This window comes from Enterobacter cloacae complex sp. P24RS, assembly GCF_014982165.1.
GTDB classification, from domain to species: domain Bacteria; phylum Pseudomonadota; class Gammaproteobacteria; order Enterobacterales; family Enterobacteriaceae; genus Enterobacter; species Enterobacter quasihormaechei.
This window is the reverse complement of sequence record NZ_JADCKU010000009.1, coordinates 16,672-42,345: the sequence shown is the minus strand read 5'-3', so window position 1 is coordinate 42,345 and position 25,674 is coordinate 16,672. Positions and strand designations below refer to the sequence as shown.

18 protein-coding genes are annotated in these 25,674 nt (G+C 57.0%); 5 read left to right on the top strand and 13 right to left on the bottom strand.

Translation table 11 applies throughout. From position 1 onward, the window contains the following. Positions 1 to 294: 294 nt before the first annotated feature. On the top strand, positions 295 to 660 hold the full coding sequence (queD, locus tag INF58_RS11440) for a 6-carboxytetrahydropterin synthase QueD (RefSeq protein ID WP_006811776.1): 366 nt from the start codon (positions 295 to 297) through the stop codon (positions 658 to 660). On the opposite strand, the gene INF58_RS11435 is transcribed toward queD, so the two are convergent. Continuing rightward, on the bottom strand, positions 645 to 2,999 hold the full coding sequence (locus tag INF58_RS11435) for a helix-turn-helix domain-containing protein (RefSeq protein ID WP_193527705.1): 2,355 nt from the start codon (positions 2,997 to 2,999) through the stop codon (positions 645 to 647). The genes queD and INF58_RS11435 overlap by 16 nt on opposite strands. A 171-nt stretch (positions 3,000 to 3,170) precedes the next feature. Here INF58_RS11435 and INF58_RS11430 point away from each other — a divergent pair, with 171 nt between their 5' ends. After that, a complete protein-coding gene (locus tag INF58_RS11430) occupies positions 3,171 to 4,340 on the top strand; it encodes a M20 aminoacylase family protein (RefSeq protein WP_193527704.1) in 1,170 nt (389 codons plus the stop codon). Between the two features lie 26 nt (positions 4,341 to 4,366). Then, entirely contained in the window at positions 4,367 to 5,764 is a 1,398-nt protein-coding gene (locus tag INF58_RS11425) for an MFS transporter (RefSeq protein WP_193527703.1), read from the top strand. A 17-nt stretch (positions 5,765 to 5,781) separates the two neighbouring features. On the opposite strand, the gene queE is transcribed toward INF58_RS11425, so the two are convergent. Genes queE through INF58_RS11410 form a run of 3 tightly spaced genes read right to left on the bottom strand, consistent with a single transcriptional unit; the run spans position 5,782 to position 8,774 of the window. Beyond that, positions 5,782 to 6,453 carry a 7-carboxy-7-deazaguanine synthase QueE gene (gene queE, locus INF58_RS11420; RefSeq protein WP_006811780.1) on the bottom strand — a complete coding sequence of 224 codons (672 nt, stop codon included), beginning with the start codon at positions 6,451 to 6,453 and terminating at the stop codon, positions 5,782 to 5,784. 54 nt (positions 6,454 to 6,507) lie between these two features. After that, positions 6,508 to 7,215, bottom strand: coding sequence for an N-acetylmannosamine-6-phosphate 2-epimerase (locus INF58_RS11415; RefSeq protein ID WP_193527702.1), 708 nt, complete (start codon positions 7,213 to 7,215; stop codon positions 6,508 to 6,510). After that, positions 7,215 to 8,774 carry a maltose/glucose-specific PTS transporter subunit IIC gene (locus tag INF58_RS11410; RefSeq protein WP_131636314.1) on the bottom strand — a complete coding sequence of 520 codons (1,560 nt, stop codon included), beginning with the start codon at positions 8,772 to 8,774 and terminating at the stop codon, positions 7,215 to 7,217. The genes INF58_RS11415 and INF58_RS11410 overlap by 1 nt, the downstream gene beginning before the upstream one ends. 168 nt (positions 8,775 to 8,942) lie before the next feature. On the opposite strand from INF58_RS11410, the gene INF58_RS11405 reads away from it, so the two are divergent. After that, a complete protein-coding gene (locus INF58_RS11405) occupies positions 8,943 to 9,767 on the top strand; it encodes a MurR/RpiR family transcriptional regulator (RefSeq protein WP_112792733.1) in 825 nt (274 codons plus the stop codon). 51 nt (positions 9,768 to 9,818) lie between these two features. Here INF58_RS11405 and eno read toward each other — a convergent pair whose 3' ends face one another. The 5 genes from eno to rlmD form a co-directional block, all read right to left on the bottom strand. Continuing rightward, positions 9,819 to 11,117 (bottom strand): phosphopyruvate hydratase, encoded by a 1,299-nt coding sequence (gene eno / locus INF58_RS11400; protein ID WP_013098515.1) that lies wholly within the window; start codon positions 11,115 to 11,117, stop codon positions 9,819 to 9,821. Between the two features lie 82 nt (positions 11,118 to 11,199). Continuing rightward, positions 11,200 to 12,837, bottom strand: coding sequence for a glutamine hydrolyzing CTP synthase (gene pyrG, locus INF58_RS11395; protein WP_063451903.1), 1,638 nt, complete (start codon positions 12,835 to 12,837; stop codon positions 11,200 to 11,202). A gap of 223 nt (positions 12,838 to 13,060) precedes the next feature. Beyond that, a complete protein-coding gene (gene mazG, locus INF58_RS11390) occupies positions 13,061 to 13,852 on the bottom strand; it encodes a nucleoside triphosphate pyrophosphohydrolase (RefSeq protein WP_063869337.1) in 792 nt (263 codons plus the stop codon). 66 nt (positions 13,853 to 13,918) lie between these two features. Further along, a complete protein-coding gene (gene relA / locus INF58_RS11385) occupies positions 13,919 to 16,150 on the bottom strand; it encodes a GTP diphosphokinase (protein WP_063451905.1) in 2,232 nt (743 codons plus the stop codon). A 51-nt stretch (positions 16,151 to 16,201) separates the two neighbouring features. After that, complete coding sequence (gene rlmD, locus INF58_RS11380) at positions 16,202 to 17,500, bottom strand: 23S rRNA (uracil(1939)-C(5))-methyltransferase RlmD (RefSeq protein ID WP_193527701.1); 1,299 nt, start codon at positions 17,498 to 17,500, stop codon at positions 16,202 to 16,204. Between the two features lie 57 nt (positions 17,501 to 17,557). On the opposite strand from rlmD, the gene barA reads away from it, so the two are divergent. Continuing rightward, complete coding sequence (barA, locus tag INF58_RS11375) at positions 17,558 to 20,317, top strand: two-component sensor histidine kinase BarA (protein ID WP_063869333.1); 2,760 nt, start codon at positions 17,558 to 17,560, stop codon at positions 20,315 to 20,317. A 50-nt stretch (positions 20,318 to 20,367) separates the two neighbouring features. Here barA and INF58_RS11370 read toward each other — a convergent pair whose 3' ends face one another. The 4 genes from INF58_RS11370 to gudP all read right to left on the bottom strand — a co-directional run bounded on the left by INF58_RS11370 (position 20,368) and on the right by gudP (position 25,639). Beyond that, on the bottom strand, positions 20,368 to 21,513 hold the full coding sequence (locus INF58_RS11370) for a glycerate kinase (protein ID WP_193527700.1): 1,146 nt from the start codon (positions 21,511 to 21,513) through the stop codon (positions 20,368 to 20,370). Between the two features lie 77 nt (positions 21,514 to 21,590). Further along, a complete protein-coding gene (gudD, locus tag INF58_RS11365; RefSeq protein ID WP_063451909.1) occupies positions 21,591 to 22,928 on the bottom strand; it encodes a glucarate dehydratase in 1,338 nt (445 codons plus the stop codon). A gap of 15 nt (positions 22,929 to 22,943) precedes the next feature. Further along, positions 22,944 to 24,284 (bottom strand): enolase C-terminal domain-like protein, encoded by a 1,341-nt coding sequence (locus INF58_RS11360; protein ID WP_193527756.1) that lies wholly within the window; start codon positions 24,282 to 24,284, stop codon positions 22,944 to 22,946. After that, entirely contained in the window at positions 24,284 to 25,639 is a 1,356-nt protein-coding gene (gene gudP / locus INF58_RS11355; RefSeq protein WP_063451910.1) for a galactarate/glucarate/glycerate transporter GudP, read from the bottom strand. Before gudP ends, INF58_RS11360 begins: the two co-directional genes overlap by 1 nt. Positions 25,640 to 25,674: the final 35 nt, after the last annotated feature.

Genomic DNA, 25,674 nt, shown 5'->3' with positions numbered 1-25,674 from the left:
TGTTCCAGTAGCAAAGCGGACTTTAAGCGAATAAATCCAAACTGAAGATAAGGTTAACGGCGGGGATAATAACAATTAAAGAAGGGATGGAAATAATAAATAACCAAATGGACTAACCTGTTTTAGTTATCGTTCTTAACGATAAAAGCGATTAAATAAATAATTGAAATAAAAGAACTAAAGCCGATAAACGACGGGAATACAAGGCGGTGACCGTTCAGAGCCGTTTTAGTTAATGATAAAAATTGTGCTTTCCGGTACTATGCGGCGGTTTTTTCCGCATTCCTGAGAGCTATGATGTCCACCACACTGTTTAAAGATTTCACCTTCGAAGCCGCACACCACCTTCCACACGTTCCTGCCGGGCACAAATGTGGCCGCCTGCACGGACATTCGTTTATGGTGCGTCTTGAAATCACCGGTGAAGTCGATCCCCATACGGGCTGGATCATGGACTTCGCCGAACTGAAAGCCGCGTTTAAGCCGACCTACGATCGTCTTGATCACTACTATCTGAATGATATTCCGGGCCTTGAAAACCCAACCAGCGAAGTGCTGGCGAAATGGATTTGGGATCAGATGAAGCCGCTGGTGCCGCTGCTGAGCGCGGTCATGATCAAAGAGACCTGTACCGCAGGCTGCGTCTATCGCGGGGAGTGAATCTCCTCCGTGTCGCCCTCAAGAGGCACGAGCGGCGTAAACTCGTAGAGCACCAGCGCATTACTCTCCAGTGATTCCGTCATTTGCCAGCCGTCAAAAAGGCGTTCATCGCGTACAGAAAGCGTTGGACGCGCTTTATGGGCTATCCAGCGCCACATCTCTTCGTCAGGGCCGCTTTCGCTGCCGATACCTTCAAGCAATGGATAGAGCGCGCCGTTGTGCCGATCAAAAAGATGGCACTTGATTCGCCATTTCCCGCGCATTCCCTTCAGGTGTAAATGATACTGCTGGCGAAAGCGCTGGATGAAGGCTTCTTCACTGGAAAGGAGCGGATTAAAAACCACCACATTGCGCAGCAGCAGCTGGTAACCATTGTGATGGCGCGTGAGCAGAACACGCCCGTCGTTTACCAGCACCTCGCCCCGCAGGCGTTGCCAGAGCCAGAGTACCCAATAAACAGGACGCGGCAGACCATGGTTATACTGTAGCGCAAGGCTTGATGTATCAATAGTGTCGTTCGCGCGGGCTTCGCCCTGAAGACCCGAATCTAGCCAGAATCCCGCCAGCCAGACCTGCTCCGAAAGTCCGATCAGGTTCTGCATCAGCAACGCCCCCCGAAAAAACCAGCCGTTTGTTGCCCGCGTACTGCCGGTGAGAGTATTCCAGGAGAGAAGCCAGACCGGAAGCGAACATTTGCGCAGGCGAAGGGCGGCGAGGATCTGGCGGATCTTCAGTATCGGGTAATTTTCCGTAGAGGAGAGATCGGTTGGCTCAACCTGCGCCGGATCGAGAAGTTCATTGGCATCGGCCGAACAGGCAAGAAAATCGGCCTGCATCAGAATGGCTGAGCTGAACAGGGTATCGTCGCCCACGCCCGCGTTGACGGGTGAAAAACGGTGCCATAAACCAAACTTTGCCTGTGGCAGCCAGGTTCGTATTACCTTTTGCTGCGCCAGCCAGACCTGTTCCCGGGCCTCCTCACTCGCCTGGGCTGACCAGTGCATCACAAAGTGCCAGCCCGCGGTGACCTCTGGCGAAAAATGATTAACTGACCGGTGTAAAAAGCGGGTAAGAAGATCGCGACGGGTCGTTACGCCGGTGTGGAGCAGTACCGTCCACTGTTTTTTTGCCAGCCAGGTGAAGATCTGATGCAGATTGTACCAGCAGGCGTAGCCCGCCCGCTGCGCGTCATCCCACCCGGCGGCAAACAGACGGCTGCTCAGAAAAGGCTCGGCGATATCAATGCCCTCAATGGTCAGGGTCTCACCGATGGCCTCCAGATTATGACGAACGTCCTCACGCAGCAAATCGTCGAGCTCGCGCAGGGTAATAACCACCCGCATACGGCGCAGCGAGGCGGAGAGAGGGTTAAGCAGCTCCAGATCCAGACTCTGCTCCTGCTGCGGGTGAACGATGAGCGGCGAGGCTCCCCAGCCGCGCGCCTCCGGTTCATTGAGCAGGCTGAACAGCTTGTCCACGGGAACCGGATGGTGCTGCTCACGCCTGTCCGTACGAACGCGTGCGGCCTCCGGGTGCTGGCGTCGGGCCTTACGAAACTCACCCGGGGACATATTGTAAGCATGCCGAAACCGATCGCTCATCATGCGCGTGCTGGCGAACCCCTGCTCAAGCGCAATCTGGTGCAGCGGCCGATTGGTCAGGCGCAGAGCATCAGCCGCCTTTTCCAGCCGCAGGGCGGTGATGTACTGCATGAAACTGCTCCCCACCTCCTTTCGAAAGAGACGAGAAAGCCAGGCTTCAGAGACATATTCACTCGCGGCGATTTCCGCAAGCGTAATGCGGCGGGTATAACTGGCATTGATTCGCTCTATCACCCGGGCGATGCGTTTACTGTGCGCAGAGGAAAGTTCACGGGGCAGCATACGGGCGGGCTGCTGAAAGCGGCTGGTCAGCAACAGCAATATCTCGCTCAGCCAGCGGTACGCCTCCAGCCGGTAGCGGTGCGGATCGTTGATGAGCGTGACGACCAAGAGCTGGCGCAACAGATCGCGAAGCGCATCGCACTGCGGCCAGACGCCTCCGGCTTCTGCCGGTACGGCATAATCATGGGCAAAAAAATCCTTGCAGAGCTGGACGACCCAGCGCCCGGCAAGGGTCACGCGCAGGGTGACGTTGGCCGTTTCACTCGTGAACTGCCATCGCCGATGACGGTTGATGATGGCAAGTGTATTGGCCTCCAGGATCTCACGCCCCACATCGGTGCTCAGCTCTGCCCGCCCTTCCAGCACCCAAAGCAACGTCAGCGTATCGCCTTCATCCTCCACGCACTGGCGAATGTCCTGAATCTCTACCCGGAATTCATCTCCCCGCTGCTCCATCCTCTTCCTCACCAAAGACAAATAATGACCTGCTCTTTTTTGTCATAACTGAATTGTATGAAAAACAATCAAAACAAAACCGTCGATTTACAACAAAAAAGGGCATTTTCAGGCGGTACGATCGTCATAGACTCGAAATTATCACCGTTTGGCATAAAAGGGATAACATAAATGACACATCCAATCATCGAAGCCCTGCGCGGCAATGAAGCTCAGTTCACTGAACTACGCCGCTATTTTCATCAGCATCCTGAAATTGGTTTTGAAGAGCACAACACCAGCGATCGCGTGGCGGCGCTGCTCCAGGAATGGGGTTATAAGGTCCATCGAGGTCTGGCCAAAACCGGCGTGGTCGGCACGCTGAAGGTGGGTAACGGGCATAAACGCCTGGGCCTGCGCGCCGATATGGACGCACTGCCAATGCAGGAAAACAGCGGCAAGGCGTGGGGCAGCACCGTTGAAGGTAAATTCCACGGCTGCGGTCATGACGGCCACACCACTACGCTCCTGTATGCAGCGGAGTACCTGGCGCGCACCCGCAATTTTAACGGCACGCTGCACCTTATTTTTCAGCCGGCGGAAGAGCTTCTGTATGGCGGACGCGTCATGCTGGAGGATGGCTTGTTTGACCTGTTCCCCTGCGACCATATTTTTGGCCTGCACAATATGCCGTCACAGCCCGTCGGAAAAATTGGTCTGCGCGATGGCGCCATGATGGCCTCTTCCGACACCCTACATATTGAGGTTAACGGCGTGGGTGGTCACGGCGCGGTGCCAGAACATACCGTTGATGCCACTTTGGTTGCCTGCCATATCACTATCGCTTTGCAGTCGATTGTTTCGCGCAACATCACCCCCTTCCAGCCTGCCGTCGTTACCGTAGGCAGCATTCAGGCCGGGCACGCGCCCAACATTATCAACGACAAGGTATTGATGAAACTGACCGTGCGCACACTGGATGAACGCGTGCGGCAAACCGTGCTACAGCGCATCCACGATATTGCCGTTGCGCAGGCAGAAAGCTTCAATGCTACGGCCACCATCCGTCACATTAACGGCAGCCCGTTGCTGAAAAACAATCCGCAAGCCAACGAGATGGTGCGCAGCGTCGCCACCGATCTGTTCGGTCAGGATTCCGTCGCGGAGGTGAATGCGTTTATGGGCAGCGAGGACTTTGCATTCATGCTCGAGAAAAATCCCAATGGGTGCTATTTCACGCTTGGCGCCGGGGATGAGCCTGATCGCTGCATGGTGCATAACCCGGGCTACGACTTTAACGATAACATTCTCCTCACCGGCGCGGCGCTGTGGGCCGCACTGACCGAACACTATCTGCGCTGATTCGCACCTTCCCGGGAGGGCACATTATGAGTACCGTTTCCCTGACAGGCACCTCCGCCTACGCCGGTAACGATCGGCTGCTGGCCGGTATCGTCATGAGCGTTCTGACATTCTGGCTCTTTGCCCAGTCAGTTATCAACGTTGTTCCGGCCATGCAGAATAGCCTCGATATTGCCCTCGAAACCCTCACGCTCGCCGTCAGCCTGAGCGCGTTGTTCAGCGGCTGCTTCGTCGTTGCCTGCGGTGGGTTTGCCGATAAGTTTGGGCGCGTGCGCCTGACCATGACGGGCCTGTTCCTGAGCATTATCGGGAGCGGTCTGCTGTTCATTTCATGGGAGCCCGTCCTGTTTCTGTTGGGAAGAGCGATACAGGGGCTGTCAGCGGCCTGCATCATGCCCGCCACGCTGGCGCTGATTAAGACCTGGTATGACGGTAAAGCACGCCAGCGCGCCATCAGCTTTTGGGTTATCGGCTCCTGGGGCGGCAGTGGCCTGAGCTCGTTTGTGGGGGGTGCCATCGCCACCACGCTGGGCTGGCGCTGGATTTTTATTTTCTCCATGGTGGTGGCTCTGGCCGCGCTATTGCTTATCCGCGCCACCCCGGAAAGCCGCAGCCCTGATGCGTGTCGACACAAGCTGGATATCAGCGGCCTGGTGAGTTTTGTTCTTATGCTGGTGCTCTTTAATCTGTTTATCAGCAAAGGACACGGCTGGGGCTGGAGCAGCGGTGTATCGCTTATGGTGCTGTCTGGCGCAGTGATTGCACTGATGTGCTTTGTCATTACCGGACGACGGAAAGGCGATGCGGCGTTGATTGACTTTGCCCTGTTTAAAAACCGGGCCTACAGCGCCTCGGTATGCTCAAACTTCCTGCTCAACGGCTGCATTGGCACCATGATGATCGCCAGCATCTGGTTACAGCAAGGGCATCATCTGTCACCGCTACAGACAGGCATGATGACGCTGGGGTATCTGGTCACCGTACTGGCGATGATCCGGGTGGGTGAAAAACTGCTTCAGCGCTACGGCGCGAGGCTGCCGATGATGACCGGCCCGCTGCTGACCGCAACGGGTATCACGTTAATTTCATGCACCTTTTTAAGCAAAGAGGTCTATATCGTCACCGTTTTTCTGAGCAACATTTTATTCGGGCTGGGGCTAGGATGTTACGCCACACCCTCAACGGACACGGCGGTGATGAATGCGCCTGAAAATAAGGTGGGCGTGGCTTCAGGGATCTATAAGATGGGCAGCTCTCTGGGCGGAGCTATGGGTATCGCGGTCACCGCATCGCTGTACGCCCTGTGGCTGCCGATGGGAGCGGCCAGCGCCGCGCAGTATGCCTTACTTTTCAACAGTGCGATTTGCCTTGGGTCGGCCGTCGTGACCTGGGCATTACTGCCAACGTCAAAAGCCCCGCGTTAAGCGGGGCCACGGAAAAATCAGGCAATGTTCAGATATTTGTGCGTCTGCATCGACAGCCGCCAGTTGCGGGCGATACAGGTTTCAATGCACAGACGGGTCGCATCGTCTTTCTGGCTGATGGGCTGAAGCGCAATCACGCGCTGCTTTTCGTCCGTCAGCGTTGCCAGCAGTTCATCCAGCGCCTCGATGTCGCGCACGCGCCCTACCGGGTGCTTAATTTCATCCGCGCGCTCAAGCGCCTGCGACAGCACGTCGTAACCGCCGCGCATATTCACCTTCGGTGAAACCGTTACCCACGTTGAGTGGGAGCAGCGCACTTCATGGGTGCCGCTGGTTTCGATCTGGCAGCTATAGCCGTTCTTTTCGAGCAGCTCGGTGAGCGGCATCAGATCGTGAATGCAGGGTTCTCCGCCGGTGATGACGACGTGGCGCGCCGTCCAGCCCTGACGACCAATAATGGCCAGCAGATCTTCCGCACTGCCCGCCCCCCATTTATCGCTCTCTTTGGTTTTCGCCAGAATGCTGAACAGCGACACTTCCCGATCTGCGAGCTTATCCCACGTATGTTTGGTATCACACCAGGCGCAGCCAACCGGGCATCCCTGTAAACGAATAAAAATAGCGGGAACGCCGGTAAAGTAACCCTCGCCTTGCAGGGTCTGGAACATCTCGTTAATCGGGTACTGCATAATCTTCTCAGTTAAGGGGATAAACGATAAGTATCGCAGATCCCCGCCGGATGATCATGCTCCATCGGTGCTTTGCGCGCCTATCGCTGCCATAAAACGCCCGGTGATTTGCTGTGGCCGGGTGATTGCGCCCCCGACAACCACCATATGCGCCCCCAGCGCCAGACATTTTGCCGCACGCTCGGGGGTGTCCACGTTGCCCTCCGCAATCACCGGAACCGTAACGGCAGCCAGCACCGCTTTCAGAAACGCGCAGTCATTTTCCGGAAGCGAATGGCCCGCCGTTTCCGCCGTGTAGCCGTAGAGCGTGGTTCCGATGCAGTCAAAACCAAGCGCCTGCGCGGTCACGGCCTCCTGCACGGTGGAAATATCAGCCATCAGCAGCAGCGAGGGATAACGGGCGCGGATCTGCCCGATCAGCGTCTCCAGAGTCTCCCCGCCGGGACGCTTACGGGCGGTCGCGTCCAGCGCGATGATGTCCGGCGCGACCGCCATTAGCTCATCCACCTCTTTCATCGTCGCGGTGATAAACACCTCGCTATCGGGATAGTCCCGCTTGATGATGCCGATAACCGGCAGCGAAACCAGCCCTTTGATCGCCTCAATGTCCACCACGCTGTTGGCGCGGATCGCAGCGGCCCCGCCCTGCGCCGCCGCCAGCGCCATTCGCGACATAATAAACGGGCTGTGTAAGGGTTCGTTTTCCAGCGCCTGACAGGAGACAACCAGCTTCCCCTTCAGGGTATCCAGTACAGTTTTCATTACGATAACATCTCTTCCACTTCGTTCCTGATGATGGTGACGTGCGGGCCATAGATGACCTGAACGCCGTTACCTCGTACGATGACGCCGCGCGCGCCGGTCGCTTTCAGGGCCGCTTCATTCACCCTGCTGCCCTCTTTTACCGTGACGCGAAGGCGCGTGGCGCAACAGTCAACGTCCTCGAGATTGTCTTTGCCGCCCAGCCCGGCGATCACCGCTGCGGCGCGCTCGCTTTGCGGTAAGGCTTCGGCATCGGCCACCGCTTCCCTTTCACGGCCCGGCGTGGCGAAATCAAAGCGGTTAATCAGATAGCGGAAGGTAACGTAGTAGAGGAAGAACCACGGCACACCCACCAGCGGGACGAACATCCAGTTGGTTTTCGCCTCCCCCTGCAAGATGCCAAACAGCACAAAGTCAATAAAGCCGCCAGAGAAGGTTTGCCCGATGGTGATATGCAGCATGTGCGCGAGCATAAACGCCAGCCCGTCAAACAGCGCATGAATGACGTACAGCACCGGCGCAATAAACAGGAATGAGAACTCGATGGGCTCGGTAATGCCCGTCAGGAAAGAGGTTAACGCCGCTGACAGCAGCAGCCCGGCTACGCGCTTTTTGTTCTCGGGTTTAGCCGTGTGGTACATCGCCAGACAGGCGCCGAGCAGGCCAAACATCATCGTGATAAAGCGCCCGGACATGAAGCGCGACGTGCCCTCATAGAAATGCTGGGTGTTCGGGTCGGCGAGCTGAGCGAAGAAAATCCGCTGCGTCCCCTCAACCAGGTGTCCGTTAACGATTTCACTGCCGCCGAGCGCGGTGGTCCAGAACGGCAGATAAAAGATGTGGTGCAGACCAAACGGGCCAAGCATGCGCAGGATAAAACCGTACAGCAGGGTGCCCAGATAGCCAGTGGCGTCCACCAAACCGCCGAGGCCAAAGATCAGCTTCTGGAAGTGCGGCCAGACAACGGTCATGAGCGCCCCGACGAGTATCGCCGCCAGCGAGCTGATAATCGGAACAAAGCGCGAGCCGCCAAAGAAGCCCAGGAACTGCGGAAGCGCGATTTTGTTAAACCGATGGTGCAGCGCGCAGGTCACCAGACCAATAACCACGCCGCCAAACACGCCGGTTTCCAGCGTCTGAATGCCCAGCGTCATACCCTGCCCTGCGGCACCCGGATTTTCAAGGGCCAGCTTTCCGGTCAGGATCAGCAGGGCGTTGATGGTGGCGTTCATCACCAGATACGCGAGCAGGGCCGCCAGCCCCGCCGTGCCTTTATCGTTTTTCGCTAACCCAACGGCAACCCCAACGGCGAACAGCACGGACAGGTTCGCAAACACAATCGAACCCGCACTGCTCATGATGGTGAAGATGGCCTGTAGCCAGCCCACGTTTAAAAATGGGTAGGCCGTGAGGGTATTGGGGTTCGACAGCGCACCGCCGATCCCCAGTAATAGCCCCGCCGCCGGCAAAACGGCGATGGGCAGCATAAACGATTTGCCGAAGCGCTGCGCTTTTTCAAACCATCCGCCGGAAGAAGCGCCACTGAACATGTGCATCATTTTTTTCATCCCCTGGTGTAATGATGAAAATTTTTATCACAATAAAAATTAAAAGTGAAAATTATCATCACGAATCCAGGAGGCGGATCATACTTTTTCGAAATCGCTGGCATCTCTCCCCCGCTTTCCGCCACACTAGTCGACAGAGAAACGCATTAAGGATCTAGCATGTCAGACCATGAAAACCTGCTGCTGAAGTTACGCCAGGAGGCTTCCGGGTACAGCCCGACGCAACAAAAGCTGGGGGAGTTTGTTCTCAACGATCCTGCGCGGGTGCTGTATTTGACGATCACCGAGCTGGCGCGCGAAAGTCACACCAGCGAGGCCAGCGTGACGCGCCTGTGCCGGACGCTGGGCTGTAAGGGATATAACGAATTTAAAATGGCGCTGGCGCTGGATATTCAGCAGGGCCAGCCCGCACGTCAGGCCGGGGATGAAATCGATAACGTCGTGGATGAATCCGTGCAGGCCCTACAGGATACCGCCAGGCTCCTCGACAGAGCGCTGCTGGAAAAGGCCGCGCAGGCGCTGCATCAGGCGCGGTCGGTGCAGATTTACGGGGTGGCCGCCAGCGCGATCCTCGGGGAATATCTGCATTACAAGCTCCTGCGGCTGGGCAAACCCGCGCAGCTGTTTAGCGATATGCATCGCGCGGCCATGAATGCGGCAACGCTGTCTGACGAGACGCTGGTGGTCGCTATCTCAAGTTCGGGATCGACCCGCGATTTACTCCACGTCGTGAAGCTAGCCCGCAAGCGCGGCGTGCAGGTGCTGGCGCTCAGCAATACGCCACGCAGCCCGCTGGCGTCCCTCAGCGATATGCAGCTGGTTGCGGCAAAGCCCGAGGGGCCGCTGAGCGCGGGTGCGCTGAATGCCAAAGTTGGCGTCATGCTGCTTATCGAGCTGCTTACCACTTCCCTTATCGCCATTGATGGCCGTTACGGCGAGGTGAGTCAGCAAACGGCCAGCGCAACGCTGCCGCTTCTGTTATAGAAAACAAAAAACCCGCCGAAGCGGGTTTTTTATTGAAATGAAAGCTCAGGCTTATGCCTGACCTTTGATCTCTTTACGGCCGTTGTATGGTGCTTTTTCGCCCAGCGCTTCTTCGATACGAATCAGCTGGTTGTATTTAGCAACACGGTCAGAACGGCTCATAGAACCGGTTTTGATCTGGCCAGCAGCGGTACCCACAGCCAGGTCGGCAATGGTCGCGTCTTCAGTTTCGCCAGAACGGTGAGAGATAACAGCGGTGTAGCCAGCATCTTTCGCCATTTTGATCGCAGCCAGCGTTTCGGTCAGAGAACCGATCTGGTTGAATTTGATCAGGATGGAGTTAACGATGCCTTTCTCGATGCCTTCTTTCAGGATCTTGGTATTGGTTACGAACAGATCGTCACCAACCAGCTGGATTTTGTCGCCCAGTACTTTGGTCTGGTATGCGAAACCATCCCAGTCAGACTCGTCCAGACCGTCTTCGATAGACACGATTGGGTACTGTTTGGTCAGGTCTTCCAGGAAGTGAGTGAACTCTTCGGAGGTGAACGCTTTGTTGCCTTCGCCAGCCAGAACGTATTTACCGTCTTTGTAGAATTCAGATGCTGCACAGTCCATCGCCAGGGTGATGTCTTTGCCCAGCTCGTAGCCTGCTGCTTTAACCGCTTCAGCGATAACAGCCAGCGCTTCTGCGTTAGAACCCAGGTTTGGCGCGTAGCCACCTTCGTCACCAACAGCAGTGTTCATACCTTTAGCTTTCAGAACTTTAGCCAGGTTGTGGAACACTTCAGAACCCATACGAACCGCTTCTTTCAGGGTTTTCGCGCCAACTGGCTGAATCATGAATTCCTGAATATCAACGTTGTTGTCTGCGTGCTCACCACCGTTGATGATGTTCATCATTGGTACAGGCATGGAGTATTTGCCTGGGGTGCCGTTCAGTTCAGCGATGTGCTCGAACAGTGGCATACCTTTAGCAGCCGCGGCTGCTTTGGCGTTCGCCAGGGAAACCGCCAGGATTGCGTTCGCACCGAAGTTAGATTTGTTTTCAGTACCGTCCAGATCGATCATGATCTTATCGATGCCAGCCTGATCTTTGGCATCTTTGCCAATGATAGCCTGAGCAATAGGACCGTTAACAGCGCCAACCGCTTTCAGTACGCCTTTGCCCATGAAACGGGATTTGTCGCCATCACGCAGTTCCAGCGCTTCGCGGGAACCTGTAGAAGCACCTGATGGAGCTGCTGCCATACCGACGAAACCACCTTCCAGATGAACTTCGGCTTCAACGGTCGGGTTACCACGGGAGTCGATGATTTCACGACCGATGACTTTAACGATTTTGGACATTAGATTTTCCTCAGTACAAGTTAAACTAAAACTCCAGACAAACAACGCGTACCAGGGGTACGCGTTGCCGTTCTAACTTTTTTTACTTCGCCTGACGCTTCTGGTACTCGCTGGCGGCTTTCACGAAGCCGGCAAACAGCGGATGTCCGTCACGCGGCGTTGAAGTAAATTCCGGGTGGAACTGGCAAGCAACGAACCACGGATGGTTAGGCACTTCGATGATCTCGACTAACTGATCGTCCCCGGAGCGGCCCGCAACACGCAGGCCCGCAGCTTCAATTTGTTTCAACAACATGTTGTTGACTTCATAGCGGTGACGATGGCGCTCGGTGATGACCGGCTCGCCGTAAAGCTGGCGAACTACGCTATCGTCGGACAGCTGGCAGGCCTGTGCGCCAAGACGCATGGTGCCACCCAGATCGCTCTTCTCGGTACGGACTTCGACGTTACCGTCTTCGTCGCGCCATTCCGTAATCAGCGCCACGACAGGGTACTTACAGTCTGGCACAAATTCCGTAGAGTTCGCGTTTTCCATTCCCGCTACGTTGCGCGCAAATTCGATCAGCGCAACCTGCATACCCAGGCAGATGCCGAGGTATGGAATATTGTTTTCACGCGCATAGCGTGCAGTGGCGATCTTGCCTTCAACACCACGGTAGCCGAAGCCGCCAGGGATGAGGATAGCGTCCAGATCTTTCAGAATTTCGACGCCGCGCGTTTCAACATCCTGCGAATCAATCAGCTTGATGTTCACGGAGACGCGATTCTTCAGACCACCGTGCTTCAGCGCTTCGATAACTGACTTATAGGCGTCCGGCAGTTCAATGTACTTACCGACCATACCGATAGTCACTTCGCCGCCCGGATTGGCTTCTTCGTAAATCACCTGCTCCCATTCAGACAGGTTAGCTTCCGGACAGTTCAAGCTGAATCGTTTACAAATATAATCGTCCAGACCCTGAGATTTCAACAGGCCCGGGATTTTATAAATGGAATCGACGTCTTTCATTGAAATAACGGCTTTTTCAGGCACGTTACAGAACAATGCAATTTTCGCACGTTCGTTCGCCGGAATCGCGCGATCGGAGCGGCAAACCAGGATGTCTGGCTGAATACCGATAGAGAGCAGCTCTTTAACGGAGTGCTGAGTCGGTTTGGTTTTCACTTCACCCGCGGCTGCCATGTATGGCACCAGCGTCAGGTGCATGAACAGCGCGTGTTCGCGCCCAATATCTACCGCCAGCTGACGAATCGCTTCGAGGAACGGCAGGGATTCGATATCCCCTACGGTACCGCCGATTTCAACCAGCACAACGTCGTGCCCTTCGCCACCGGCAAGGACGCGTTCTTTGATAGCGTTAGTGATGTGTGGGATAACCTGCACGGTTGCGCCCAGGTAGTCGCCACGGCGCTCTTTACGCAGCACGTCAGAGTAGATACGGCCAGTCGTAAAGTTGTTACGACGGGTCATTTTGGTACGGATGAAACGCTCGTAGTGGCCAAGATCCAGATCGGTTTCAGCGCCGTCTTCAGTAACGAACACTTCCCCGTGTTGGGTTGGGCTCATGGTGCCAGGATCGACGTTGATGTACGGATCCAGTTTCATCATGGTCACATTAAGGCCACGGGCTTCAAGAATGGCTGCGAGGGAGGCTGCGGCAATGCCTTTACCCAGAGAGGATACGACCCCGCCGGTCACAAAAATATAGTTCGTTGTCATGCTGAACCTGAGAAGTTAGGGTGAAACGATGGAATAACCAGGACGGGAAAGTAGTATACCCGAACACGACGAGCGCCACAAACTTTCATTCTCCGTCTCCTTCCCAGGCCATGACAAACATAAGGAGTGAGAAAATAGCCCCTTTTGGGTAAATGTTTTTGACGCAAATCAAGCGCTTGTCATTTAAAAAATCACACAAATTGCGCTTGATCGCAAAATTTCGTTAGAGATCATGTTCCTGGCGTTTTACTTCCTGCCAGACTTCTTCCATCGCCTCGAGGTCAATGCCGCTCATTTCCAGGCCGCGCGAGGCCACAATCCTCTCCACTTCGCGAAAGCGTCGTTCGAATTTAATGTTCGCTTTTTGCAGCGCCGTTTCCGCTTTTACGCCGAGGTGGCGCGAAAGATTGACGGTCGCAAACAGCAGATCGCCCATCTCCTCTTCCAGCTTTGCTTCATCCACAACGGCCTGCTGCGCTTCGTGCATCACTTCGTCGATCTCTTCGTGCACTTTTTCCAGCACCGGGCCAAGAGAGTGCCAGTCAAATCCTACCGCCGAGCAGCGCTTTTGAATTTTGTGGGCGCGCATCAGCGCGGGCAGGCTCAGGGGAATGTCGTCCAGCGCCGAGTGCTGAGATTTTTCAGCGCGTTCGGCGCTTTTAATCTGCTCCCAGCGCGCCAGCACTTCCGCACTGTTGCCTGCGGTGGCGTCGCCAAAGATATGCGGATGACGACGCTCCAGCTTGTCGCTGATAGCGGCGCAGATATCGTCAAAGTTAAAGCGCCCCTCTTCCTGCGCCATCTGGGCGTAGAACACCACCTGGAACAGCAGGTCGCCCAGCTCGCCGCGCAGGTCGTCGAAATCTTCGCGCGAAATCGCGTCCAGTACCTCGTAAGTCTCTTCCAGCGTGTAAGGCGCGATGGTGGCGAAAGTCTGCTCTTTGTCCCACGGGCAGCCGTTTTCCGGGTCGCGAAGACGCTTCATGATGCCGAGCAGGCGGTCGATTTGAGTCATAGTTCTGTCCTGATGTCAAAATGCCGGGTGGCGGCGTTGCCTTACCCGGCCTACAGAAAAGGATGGTTAGCCACCGTGCAGACGACGCGCGTCAATCACATCCGGCACCTGGTTCAGTTTGCCGAGCACGCGGCCCAGCACCTGGAGGTTATAGATTTCGATGGTCATATCGATAGTGGCAAGCTGCTCGCGGGTATCGCTGCGGCTGGCAACACCCAGCACGTTGACCTTCTCGTTAGCGAGAATAGTGGTGATGTCGCGCAGCAGGCCGCTGCGGTCGTTGGCGGTAACGCGCACCACCAGCGAGTAGCCAGCCGAGTAGCTTTCTCCCCAGACGGCTTCCACGATACGTTCCGGCGCATGCGATTGCAGCTCTGCAAGCTGGTCACAGTCGGAGCGGTGAATCGAGATCCCGCGCCCCTGCGTGATGAAGCCGACAATATCGTCCCCCGGGATCGGCTGGCAGCAGCGGGCAATATGGTGCATCAGGTTACCCACCCCTTCGACCACCACGCGGCCATTATCCTTGCTGCGCTGCTGCGGAGCGTAGGTTTTCTGCTGGAGCTGCTTCAGCGCTGCGGCATCCTGCTCTGCCGCGCTTGGCTTGTTGAACTGCGCTTGCAGGAAGTTCACCATCTGGTTCAGGCGAATATCACCGCCGCCAATGGCCGCCAGCAGCTCGTCCAGCTCGTTGAAGTTGTAGCGCGGCAGCAGGAATTTCTCCGCCTCTTTCAGGCTTATCCCGATATGCTCCAGCTCGTCGTCAAGGATCTGGCGACCGGCAAGGATATTCTTGTCCCGATCCTGCTTGCGGAACCAGGCGTGAATTTTAGAGCGCCCGCGGCTGGTGGTAACGTAACCGAGGTTCGGATTAAGCCAGTCGCGGCTTGGGTTTGGCTGCTTCTGGGTGATGATTTCAATCTGGTCACCCATCTGTAGCTGGTAGGTAAACGGTACGATGCGCCCGCCGATCTTCGCCCCGATGCAACGGTGCCCCACGTCGCTGTGAATGTGGTAGGCGAAATCGAGCGGCGTGGAGCCTGCCGGTAAATCCACCACATCTCCTTTCGGGGTAAAGACGTAGACGCGATCGTCAAAGACCTGGCTGCGCACTTCATCGAGCATTTCGCCAGAGTCGGCCATCTCTTCCTGCCACGCAATCAGCTTACGCAGCCAGGCGATACGATCCTCGTGACCGGAGCGACCGCCGCCGGAGGTGCCCTCTTTGTATTTCCAGTGCGCCGCCACGCCCAGCTCGGCGTCTTCGTGCATCTGTTTGGTACGGATCTGAATTTCCACCGTTTTGCCGCCAGGGCCGAGCACCACGGTGTGGATGGACTGATAGCCATTCGGTTTCGGGTTCGCGACATAGTCGTCGAACTCGTCCGGCAGATGACGGAAATGGGTGTGCACGATCCCCAGCGCGGCGTAGCAGTCCTGCAAACGTTCCGCCACGATACGTACGGCGCGCACGTCGAACAGCTCGTCAAAGGCGAGGTGTTTCTTCTGCATTTTGCGCCAGATGCTGTAGATGTGCTTCGGACGCCCGTAGACCTCGGCGCGCACATTCTCCTCTTTCATCGACTGGCGCAGCCCGCTGACAAATTCATCGATATAGTGCTCGCGGTCGATGCGGCGTTCGTGCAGCAGTTTTGCTATGCGTTTGTATTCCGCCGGATGCAGGTAGCGGAAGCAGTAATCTTCCAGCTCCCACTTCAGTTGCCCGATTCCCAGACGGTTCGCGAGCGGCGCATAGATATTCGTACACTCTTTGGCGGCCAGAACGCGCTCGTCTTCCGGCGCATCCTTCACTTCGCGCAGATGGGCTACCCGTTCTGCCAGCTTGATCACCACGCAGCGGAAATCATCCACCATCGCCAGCAGCATCCGGCGGACGTTATCCACCTGCTCGGAAGAGACAGAATCCGTTTGCGCGGCCTTCAGTTGACGGATGGCGGCCATATCGCGCACGCCGTGGATGAGCGCCACGACGGACTGGCCGACGCTTTCACGCAGCACGTCTTCCGTCACCACGTTCGCATCCGCCAGGGGGAACAGCAGTGCGGCCTGTAGCGTTTCGATATCCATGTTCAGCATGGACAGAATTTCGACCATCTCCACGCCGCGCCACAACAGGAGTTCAGCGTCCGGATGCCCCTGCGTTGTGCGTAAACAATAGGCCCAGGTTTCGGTTAAGCGTTCACACGACTGCTGGCTGGAAATCCCCAGACTTGCGATCCATTTTTGAGGGTCAAACTCACCAGCTTTATTTAAATGTGCACTTCTTACCGCAACCATCGTCCTCTCCTTTAGGGACAAGGGCCTGTCGAAGTCGACAAGCCAAACTCATTAGATGTGCTCGAACAACACCATCGATTCCAGATGTCCAGTGTGCGGGAACATGTCCAGCATTGCCAGACGCCGAATCTGGTAACCCCCGCTCAATAATGCTTCACTGTCACGGGCGAGCGTCGCCGGATTACAGGAAACATAGACCACGCGTTCAGGCGCGAGTTTAATTATATGTTGCATCACGCCCGGCGCACCCGCGCGCGCCGGATCGAGCAGGATCTTATCAAAGCCCTGCTTAGCCCACGGTTGCCGCGTGACATCATCCTCAAGATTTTGATGAAAGAATGTCACATTTTGCAAGCCGTTCTGCCGGGCGTTCTCCTGGCCTTTCGCCACCAGCGCCTCAACGCCCTCCACGCCGACCACGCTTGCTGCTTTGCGGGCCAGCGGCAGGGTAAAGTTCCCCATACCGCAGAACAGATCGAGCACCCGATCGGTGGGCTGGACGTCAAGCCATGCCAGCGCATTCGCCACCATCTGCTGGTTTACGCCGTCGTTGACCTGGATAAAATCCCGTGGGCTGAACGTTAAGCGTAGTCCGTCTGACGCATACCAGGGCGCTTCTCCGCTGACCTGCTCAAGTATCTCGCTTTGCGGCGCAAGGAAAAGCGCAAGCTCATGAGAATGCGAAAAGCGTTCCAGTTTTTCGCGATCTTCCGGTGAGAGCGGTGCGGTGTGGCGCAACACCATCAGCGGGCCGCTGTTGGCCAGCACCAGTTCGACATGCCCCAGCGAACGCACCCCGTCCAGCGATGCAAGACAGTGGTGCACAGCCGGGAGCAGCGCCTCAATTTGGGGCACCAAAACAGGGCACTGCGTGATGGAGACGATATCGCTGGAGCCAGCCTTGCGAAAACCCATCTCCAGCCGTTCGGTTTTTGGCTGATAGCTGAGGCTCAGGCGAGCGCGGCGACGGTAGCCCCACGGCTGGTCAGCCACAATGTCACTGACGTCATGTTTTAGCAGGCGGGCCAGCGCGCTGCTTTTACTTTTTTGCTGTAATTCTGTGCTGGCATGCTGTTGCTGACAGCCACCGCAGACGCCAAAATGGAGGCAGCGAGGCGTGACGCGTTCCGGGCTATCGTTAAGACGGCGCTTAACCTGGCCGCGTGCATACTGGCGTTTGTCTTCCGTCAGCGTAATGTCTGCGCGCTCTCCGGGCAGCAAACCGGTGATAAACAGCGTCTTGCCGTTATGACGCGCCACCCCCTGACCGAAAGGATCGAGGTCCGTGGCTTCAACAGTTATGATCTGACGCGTCGTCACGCGTCGTTTTGCAGAGTAGAATTGCGCCATCGCCGAGATTGTTCTCAAATAAACATAATTAGCCTGATTGTCCCATAACGGAACTCCATGACCAACTACAGCCTGCGCGCACGCATGATGATTTTGATCCTCGCTCCTACCGTTCTCATCGGTTTGCTGCTGAGCATTTTCTTTGTGGTGCATCGCTATAACGATTTGCAGAGGCAGCTTGAAGATGCCGGGGCCAGCATTATCGAACCCCTGGCCGTCTCCAGCGAGTACGGCATGAACCTGCAAAACCGCGAATCCATTGGTCAGTTAATTAGCGTGCTGCACCGCCGACATTCAGAGATCGTGCGCGCCATTTCCGTTTACGACGAACATAACCGCCTGTTCGTTACCTCGAATTTTCATCTGGATCCCACGTCGCTGAAAATCCCGGAAGGTACGCCCTTCCCGCGTCATCTCACGGTTCTGCGGCGCGGCGATATTATGATCCTGCGCACGCCGATTATCTCGGAAAGCTATTCACCCGATGAATCAGCCCAGTCGGATGCGAAGTCCAGCAATAATATGCTGGGATACGTGGCGCTGGAGCTGGATCTCAAGTCGGTGCGGCTCCAGCAGTACAAAGAAATATTCATTTCCGGCGTGATGATGCTGTTCTGTATCGGCATTGCGCTAATCTTCGGCTGGCGACTGATGCGCGACGTCACGGGGCCTATTCGCAACATGGTGAATACCGTTGACCGGATCCGTCGGGGTCAGCTCGACAGCCGCGTGGAAGGCTTTATGCTCGGCGAGCTGGATATGCTAAAAAACGGCATCAACTCGATGGCGATGTCGCTGGCGGCCTATCACGAAGAGATGCAGCACAACGTTGATCAGGCAACCTCCGACCTGCGCGAAACGCTGGAGCAGATGGAGATCCAGAACGTGGAGCTGGATCTGGCGAAAAAACGCGCGCAGGAGGCGGCTCGTATTAAGTCTGAATTCCTGGCGAACATGTCGCACGAGCTGCGAACGCCGCTGAACGGGGTGATCGGCTTCACCCGCCTGACGCTCAAAAGCGAGCTGAATCCAACCCAGCGTGACCACCTGCATACCATTGAACGATCGGCCAACAACCTGCTGACCATCATTAACGACGTGCTGGACTTCTCGAAGCTGGAAGCGGGCAAGCTGATTCTGGAGAGTATTCCGTTCCCGCTGCGCAGCACCCTGGATGACGTGGTCACGCTGCTTGCCCACTCCTCGCATGATAAGGGGCTGGAGCTGACGCTCAATATTAAAAACGACGTGCCGGATAACGTCATTGGCGACCCGCTCCGCCTGCAACAGGTCATCACCAATCTGGTGGGCAACGCGATCAAATTCACCGAGAGCGGCAACATTGACATTCTGGTCGAAAAACGGGCGCTCAGTAATAACAAGGTCCAGATTGAGGTGCAGATCCGGGATACCGGCATCGGCATTCCGGAGCGCGATCAGTCGCGTCTGTTCCAGGCGTTCCGCCAGGCCGATGCGAGCATTTCCCGTCGTCACGGCGGAACGGGCCTGGGGCTGGTGATCACCCAAAAGCTGGTGAAAGAGATGGGAGGCGATATCTCCTTCCACAGCCAGCCTAACCGGGGCTCGACCTTCTGGTTCCATATCAATCTCGATCTTAATCCGAACGTGCAGACCGACGGTCCGGTCACCGACTGCCTGAAAGGGATGCGTCTGGCCTACGTGGAACCGAATGCCGCCGCGGCGCAGTGTACGCTGGATGTGTTAAGCACTACGCCGCTGGAGGTGGTTTACAGCCCGACCTTCTCCGCGCTCGCGAACGATCATTACGATATCCTTTTGATGGGTATTCCGGTGACGTTTACCGGAGAGCTCACCATGCAGCAGGAACGCCTGGCGAAGGCGGCCTCAATGACGGACTACCTGCTGCTGGCTCTGCCGTGCCACGCCCAGCTTAATGCTGAAGAACTGAAAAACGACGGGGCGGCGGCGTGTCTGCTGAAACCCCTCACCGCCACACGGCTGTTACCCGCGTTGACCGAATATTGCCGTCTGACGAATCAGCCCCTGCTGCTGGCGAACGACGAACGTAAGCTCCCGATGACGGTGATGGCTGTGGACGATAACCCGGCCAACCTGAAGCTGATTGGCGTGCTGCTTGAGGATCAGGTTCAGCACGTTGAGCTGTGTACCAGCGGCGCCGAAGCCGTAGAGCAGGCCAAACAGATGCAGTTTGACCTGATCCTGATGGACATTCAGATGCCGGGCATGGATGGCATCCGCGCCTGCGAGCTGATTCGCCAGCTTCCGCACCAGCAGCAGACGCCGGTGATTGCCGTGACGGCGCACGCGATGGCGGGACAAAAAGAGAAGCTGCTGGGTGCGGGCATGAACGATTATCTGGCGAAACCGATCGACGAAGAGAAGCTGCACAGCCTGCTGCTGCGCTACAAGCCGGGTCACATTGGCGGGACATACACCATTTCAGCTGAATCGCCGGAAATCAGCGTCAACCAGAATGCCACGTTTGACTGGCAACTGGCGCTGCGGCAGGCGGCGGGCAAAGCCGATCTGGCGCGCGATATGCTGCAAATGCTGGTGGACTTCCTGCCTGAGATTCGAAATAAGGTAGAAGAACAGCTGGTGGGTGAAAACCCTGAAGGGTTGCTGGAGGCTATCCATAAACTGCACGGCAGCTGCGGCTACAGCGGCGTGCCGCGGCTGAAAAATCTCTGCCAGCTGCTTGAACAGCAGCTCCGCGCGGGTACGCCGGAAACAGATCTTGAACCGGAATTTCTGGAGCTGCTGGACGAGATGGACAACGTGACGCGGGAAGCGATGAAGGTGTTGGGGAACTAAGACAATAGCCCGGTGGCGCTTCGCTTACCGGGCCTACAGGAGCACGATCGTTAACGGGAAATCCCCTGCCCCACCTTTATGACCGCCGCAATATTCCTTGCGGCCATCTGCACGTTCTGTTGCGCATTTTCCAGCGCGTCCTCCAGGGAACAGATGGTGTAAATCACGCTGAATACGGCATCCAGCCCATGCTCGTGCACCACGCCAACGTCCGCCGTCAGGCTGCCGGCAATGCCGATAACCGGTTTGTTGTAGCGTTTCGCGACTCTCGCTACGCCAACGGGCACTTTGCCGTGGATCGTCTGGCTGTCGATACGCCCTTCGCCCGTGATCACCAGATCGGCGTTCGCGACCTGTTCATCAAGATGCAGCGCATCGGTGACAATCTCAATGCCCTGACGAAGCTGCGCGCCGCAAAAAGCGTACAGCGCCGCCCCCATCCCACCAGCTGCACCGCCGCCCGCCAGGTTTAAAACGTCAATATCCAGATCCCGGGCGATGATTTTTGCGAAATGCGCAAGCGCGTCGTCCAGCGTCCTGACCATTTCCGGCGTCGCCCCTTTCTGCGGACCGAATACCGCAGACGCGCCAGCCTCGCCGATCAGAGGGTTGGTCACATCGCAGGCCACTTCGATTCGGCAGGATGCCAGCCGCTTGTCCAGCCCGCTGAGATCGATATGGGCAAGGCTAGCCAGTTCACCGCCGCCCGGGCCAACGTGCTGCGCTTTAGCATCCAGCAGTTTTACCCCCAGCGCCTGCACCATGCCCGCGCCACCGTCATTGGTCGCGCTGCCCCCAATGCCGATAATGATATGCTTAACGCCCGCGTCCAGGGCATGACGGATGAGTTCCCCGGTTCCCCACGAGGTGGTGATTAAAGGGTTACGCTTTGCCGGAGCAACAAGCTCCAGGCCGCTCGCGGCCGCCATTTCGATAAACGCGCTTTTCCCGTCTCCAGATAACCCGAAAAACCCTTCCACGCGTTCACCCAAAGGCCCGGTAACGGGAACATGGACAAGGCGCCCCTGCGTGGCGGCCACCATAGCCTCCACCGTCCCTTCGCCACCATCGGCAACCGGTAATTTGACGTATTCCGCTGAGGGGAAGATTTCGCGAAAACCGACCTCTATCGCTGTCGCCACCTCAAGCGCGCTCAAGCTTTCCTTATACGAGTCCGGAGCGATAACAATTTTCATAAGCCATCCTTACGCATGTTAGTTACGTTAAGCATACACCACGTAAGGGACCACTCATGGGAGCGGTCCCAATGCGCTTATCGTACCATGCACGGACGTTTATTGTCGAATGACCACTCAGGGATCAGGTACTGCATCGCCAGCGCATCATCACGTGCGCCCAGGCCGTGTTTCTGGTACAGCTCGTGCGCTTTCATGACCTGATCCATATCCAGCTCAACGCCCAGACCCGGCGTGGCGGGAACCTGCACCATGCCTCCCTTGATCTCAAACGGCCGTTTGGTCAGGCGCTGGTTGCCCTCCTGCCAGATCCAGTGGGTGTCGATGGCGGTAATGCTGCCCGGCGCAGCGGCCGCCACGTGGGTGAACATCGCCAGCGAAATGTCGAAATGGTTGTTGGAGTGCGAGCCCCAGGTCAGGCCAAACTCGTGGCACATCTGCGCCACGCGAACCGAGCCCTGCATCGTCCAGAAGTGCGGATCTGCCAGCGGAATATCCACCGATTGCAGCGAGAGCGTGTGCCCCATCTGGCGCCAGTCGGTTGCGATCATGTTCGTGGCGGTTGGCAGTCCGGTGGCGCGACGGAACTCCGCCATCACTTCACGTCCGGAGAAACCTTGCTCTGCACCGCACGGATCTTCCGCGTAGGCCAGCACGCCTTTGAGCTGCTTGCCAATGCCGATCGCTTCATCAAGCGACCAGGCGCCGTTCGGATCCAGCGTGACGCGCGCCTGCGGGAAACGCTTCGCCAGCGCGGTAATCGCCTCTGCCTCTTGTTCACCGGCCAGCACGCCGCCCTTCAGCTTGAAGTCGTTGAAGCCATATTTTTCATACGCCGCTTCCGCCAGGCGCACCACTGCGTCCGGCGTCATCGCTTCATCGTGGCGCACGCGATACCAGTCGCATTTTTCGTCCGGCTGGCTCTGGTACGGCAGCGGGGTGAGGTTGCGGTTGCCGATAAAGAACAGGTAACCGAGCATTTCCACTTCGCTGCGCTGCTGGCCGTCCCCCAGCAGGGAGGCAACGTTGACGCCCAGATGCTGGCCTAACAGATCCAGCATCGCGGCTTCAATGCCTGTGACCACGTGGATAGTGGTGCGAAGATCAAACGTTTGCAGACCACGGCCACCCGCATCGCGATCGGCAAAAGTGTTACGCACGCTGGTCAACACATTTTTGTACTCGCCCAGCGCTTTACCCACCACCAGCGGAATGGCGTCCTCCAGCGTTTTACGGATCTTCTCCCCGCCCGGGATTTCACCCACACCGGTGTGTCCTGAGTTGTCCTTGATCACCACGATATTGCGGGTGAAGAACGGCGCGTGAGCGCCGCTCAGGTTCATCAACATGCTGTCATGTCCCGCGACGGGGATAATCTGCATGGAGGTGACTACAGGGGTAGAAAATGTGCTCATCGTTCGATCCTTTTTTCAGTGACGTCCAAAAACAGGGCGCTTACGGTCAAATGTCCAGCCGGGGATAAGGTACTGCATCGGGCCCGCGTCGTTGCGCGCGCCGCCCGGCAATTTTTTATACGCTTCATGCGCCTTGTGGATCTGATCCCAGTCAAGCTCCACGCCCAGCCCCGGCGCATCCGGTACGGCAATGGTGCCGTTTTTGATTTCAAGTGGATTTTTGGTCAGGCGCGCTTCGCCCTCCTGCCAGATCCAGTGGGTGTCGATGGCGGTCGGGTTGCCCGGCGCCGCCGCGCCAACGTGGGTAAACATCGCCAGCGAAATGTCGAAATGGTTATTGGAGTGGCAGCCCCAGGTGAGCCCCCAGTCATCGCACAGCTGCGCCACGCGCACCGCGCCGGAAAGGGTCCAGAAGTGCGGGTCTGCCAGCGGAATGTCCACCGCATTCAGCATCACCGCGTGACCCATTTCGCGCCAGTTGGTGGCGATCATGTTGGTTGCGACCGGCAGTCCGGTGGCGCGGCGGAACTCCGCCATCACCTCGCGGCCAGAGAAGCCCTGCTCCGCGCCGCACGGATCTTCCGCGTAGGTCAGCACGTCGCCCAGCCCTTTGCACAGCGCGATAGCTTCATCGAGCAGCCATGCGCCGTTCGGATCGACGGTGATGCGCGCCTCCGGGAAGCGTTTTTTCAACGCCCGTACGCTGTCAATCTCCTGCTCGCCCGGCAGGACGCCGCCTTTTAGCTTGAAGTCTTTAAAGCCGTAGCGATCCTGCGCCGCCTCTGCCAGGCGTACCACCGCCTCAGCGTTGAGCGCTTCCTGATGACGCAGGTGATACCACTCGTGGCTGCCTGGGGAGCGATCCAGATACGGCAGATCGGTTTTAGTCCGGTCGCCAATGTAGAACAGATAGCCCAGCACCGTTACCGCATCACGCTGTTTGCCAGGCCCCAGCAGCTCGCAAACGGGCACGTTCAGCGCCTTGCCCAGTAAATCAAGGAGAGCCGCCTCCAGCGCCGCCACCGCGTTAACCCGCAGTTCAAAGGTCCAGGCGCCTTTACCGAAGGTATCAAAATCCGCCGACTGGTTGCCCTTATGCACGCGCTGGACCACCTTGTTCAGGCGGGCGATCTCCTGCCCAACCACCTGCGGGATGGCGTCGACCAGCGTCTGGTAAATCACCTCTCCGCCAGGCGCTTCCCCGACGCCGGTATTTCCTGCACTGTCGGTCAGCACCACGATGTTGCGGGTAAACCAGGCGTTATGCGCGCCGCCAATGTTGAGCAGCATGCTGTCCTGCCCCGCCACCGGGATGACCTTCATCTCCGTTACGATAGGGCTTGATTGCGTTGTCATCATCCGCGCTCCCCAACAGGTTTCAGTTCGATACGTTTGATATCGCCCACCAGCACCAGGTAACTGAGTACCGCCACCAGCGCATGGACGCCAACATAAATCAGCGCGCCGTTGAACGAGCCGGTGGTGCCGACGATGTACCCGATAGCGATTGGGGTGACAATGCCGGAAATGTTGCCAAACATGTTGAACAGACCGCCGCTCAGGCCGCTGATCTCTTTCGGCGCGGTGTCTGCCATTACAGCCCAGCCCAGCGCGCCAATGCCCTTACCGAAGAAGGCCATCGCCATAAAGCCGATGATCATCCACTCCGCGCTGACGTAGTTACAGAACACCATGGTCATGGAGAGCAGCATCCCGAGCACGATGGGCGTTTTACGCGCAATGTTCAGCGAACCGGTACGACGCATCAGCCAGTCGGAAATAACCCCGCCGAGGACCCCGCCCACAAAGCCACAGATGGCCGGTACGGAGGCGACAAACCCCGCCTTCAGAATCGACATGCCGCGCGCCTGCACCAGGTAAACCGGGAACCAGGTGATGAAGAAGTAGGTTAACGCGTTAATGCAGTACTGGCCGAGATAGATGCCGATCATCATACGTGAGCCGACGAGCTGCTTGATCTGCGCCCATTTCTGGCTGAACGGGACTTTTGCCTTTTGGGTTTTCTGATCCATGTTGATCAGCGCCCCGCCTTCCGCAATATAGTCCAGCTCTTTCTTGTTCACGCCCGGGTGCTGGTTTGGTTCGTGGATCACCTTCAGCCAGATGAAGCTGATGACGATCCCCAGCCCGCCCATGAAGAAGAAGACGTGTGACCAGCCCACTTCATGCGTCAGCCAGCCCATGATGGGCGCGAAAATGACCGTTGCAAAGTATTGCGCCGAGTTAAAAATTGCTACCGCCGTTCCCCTCTCCTGCGCCGGGAACCAGGCGGCCACGATGCGGCTGTTACCGGGGAAAGACGGCGCTTCCGCTAAGCCCACCAGGAAGCGGAGGGTAAAGAGCGCAATGATGATGCCGAAGCCGCTGAAGATATCCACGAAGCCCTGCAACAGGGTGAACATCGACCAGATAAAGATGGACCAGAAGTAGACCCGTTTTGAGCCGAAGCGGTCAAGCAGCCAGCCGCCAGGGATTTGGCCGATAACGTAGGCCCATGAAAATGCGGAGAAAACATAACCCATACCAACCGGATCGAGCCCGATGTCTTTTGCCATCTCAGAGCCGGCAATGGACAACGTGGCGCGGTCGCCGTAGTTGAAAGATGTGACGATAAACAGCATCACCACTATCCAGTAGCGAGCGTTGGTGCGCTTCTCAGCGCTGCTCGCCGCGTGGCTTAATGTACTCATTGTTGCACTCCTGAAACATAGCTTTCGCCTGGTTC

Excerpts from the sequence above, each read along its gene's own strand:
- eno (WP_013098515.1), bottom strand. The coding sequence starts at position 11,117 with ATGTCCAAAATCGTTAAAGTCATCGGTCGTGAAATCATCGACTCCCGT.
- mazG (WP_063869337.1), bottom strand. The coding sequence starts at position 13,852 with ATGACTCAAATCGACCGCCTGCTCGGCATCATGAAGCGTCTTCGCGAC.
- queE (WP_006811780.1), bottom strand. The coding sequence starts at position 6,453 with ATGCAGTACCCGATTAACGAGATGTTCCAGACCCTGCAAGGCGAGGGT.
- INF58_RS11360 (WP_193527756.1), bottom strand. The coding sequence starts at position 24,284 with ATGACAACGCAATCAAGCCCTATCGTAACGGAGATGAAGGTCATCCCG.
- barA (WP_063869333.1), top strand. The coding sequence starts at position 17,558 with ATGACCAACTACAGCCTGCGCGCACGCATGATGATTTTGATCCTCGCT.
- INF58_RS11410 (WP_131636314.1), bottom strand. The coding sequence starts at position 8,774 with ATGATGCACATGTTCAGTGGCGCTTCTTCCGGCGGATGGTTTGAAAAA.
- relA (WP_063451905.1), bottom strand. The coding sequence starts at position 16,150 with ATGGTTGCGGTAAGAAGTGCACATTTAAATAAAGCTGGTGAGTTTGAC.
- queD (WP_006811776.1), top strand. The coding sequence starts at position 295 with ATGATGTCCACCACACTGTTTAAAGATTTCACCTTCGAAGCCGCACAC.
- INF58_RS11435 (WP_193527705.1), bottom strand. The coding sequence starts at position 2,999 with ATGGAGCAGCGGGGAGATGAATTCCGGGTAGAGATTCAGGACATTCGC.
- gudP (WP_063451910.1), bottom strand. The coding sequence starts at position 25,639 with ATGAGTACATTAAGCCACGCGGCGAGCAGCGCTGAGAAGCGCACCAAC.
- pyrG (WP_063451903.1), bottom strand. The coding sequence starts at position 12,837 with ATGACAACGAACTATATTTTTGTGACCGGCGGGGTCGTATCCTCTCTG.
- rlmD (WP_193527701.1), bottom strand. The coding sequence starts at position 17,500 with ATGGCGCAATTCTACTCTGCAAAACGACGCGTGACGACGCGTCAGATC.
- INF58_RS11430 (WP_193527704.1), top strand. The coding sequence starts at position 3,171 with ATGACACATCCAATCATCGAAGCCCTGCGCGGCAATGAAGCTCAGTTC.
- INF58_RS11415 (WP_193527702.1), bottom strand. The coding sequence starts at position 7,215 with ATGAAAACTGTACTGGATACCCTGAAGGGGAAGCTGGTTGTCTCCTGT.
- INF58_RS11405 (WP_112792733.1), top strand. The coding sequence starts at position 8,943 with ATGTCAGACCATGAAAACCTGCTGCTGAAGTTACGCCAGGAGGCTTCC.
- INF58_RS11425 (WP_193527703.1), top strand. The coding sequence starts at position 4,367 with ATGAGTACCGTTTCCCTGACAGGCACCTCCGCCTACGCCGGTAACGAT.
- INF58_RS11370 (WP_193527700.1), bottom strand. The coding sequence starts at position 21,513 with ATGAAAATTGTTATCGCTCCGGACTCGTATAAGGAAAGCTTGAGCGCG.
- gudD (WP_063451909.1), bottom strand. The coding sequence starts at position 22,928 with ATGAGCACATTTTCTACCCCTGTAGTCACCTCCATGCAGATTATCCCC.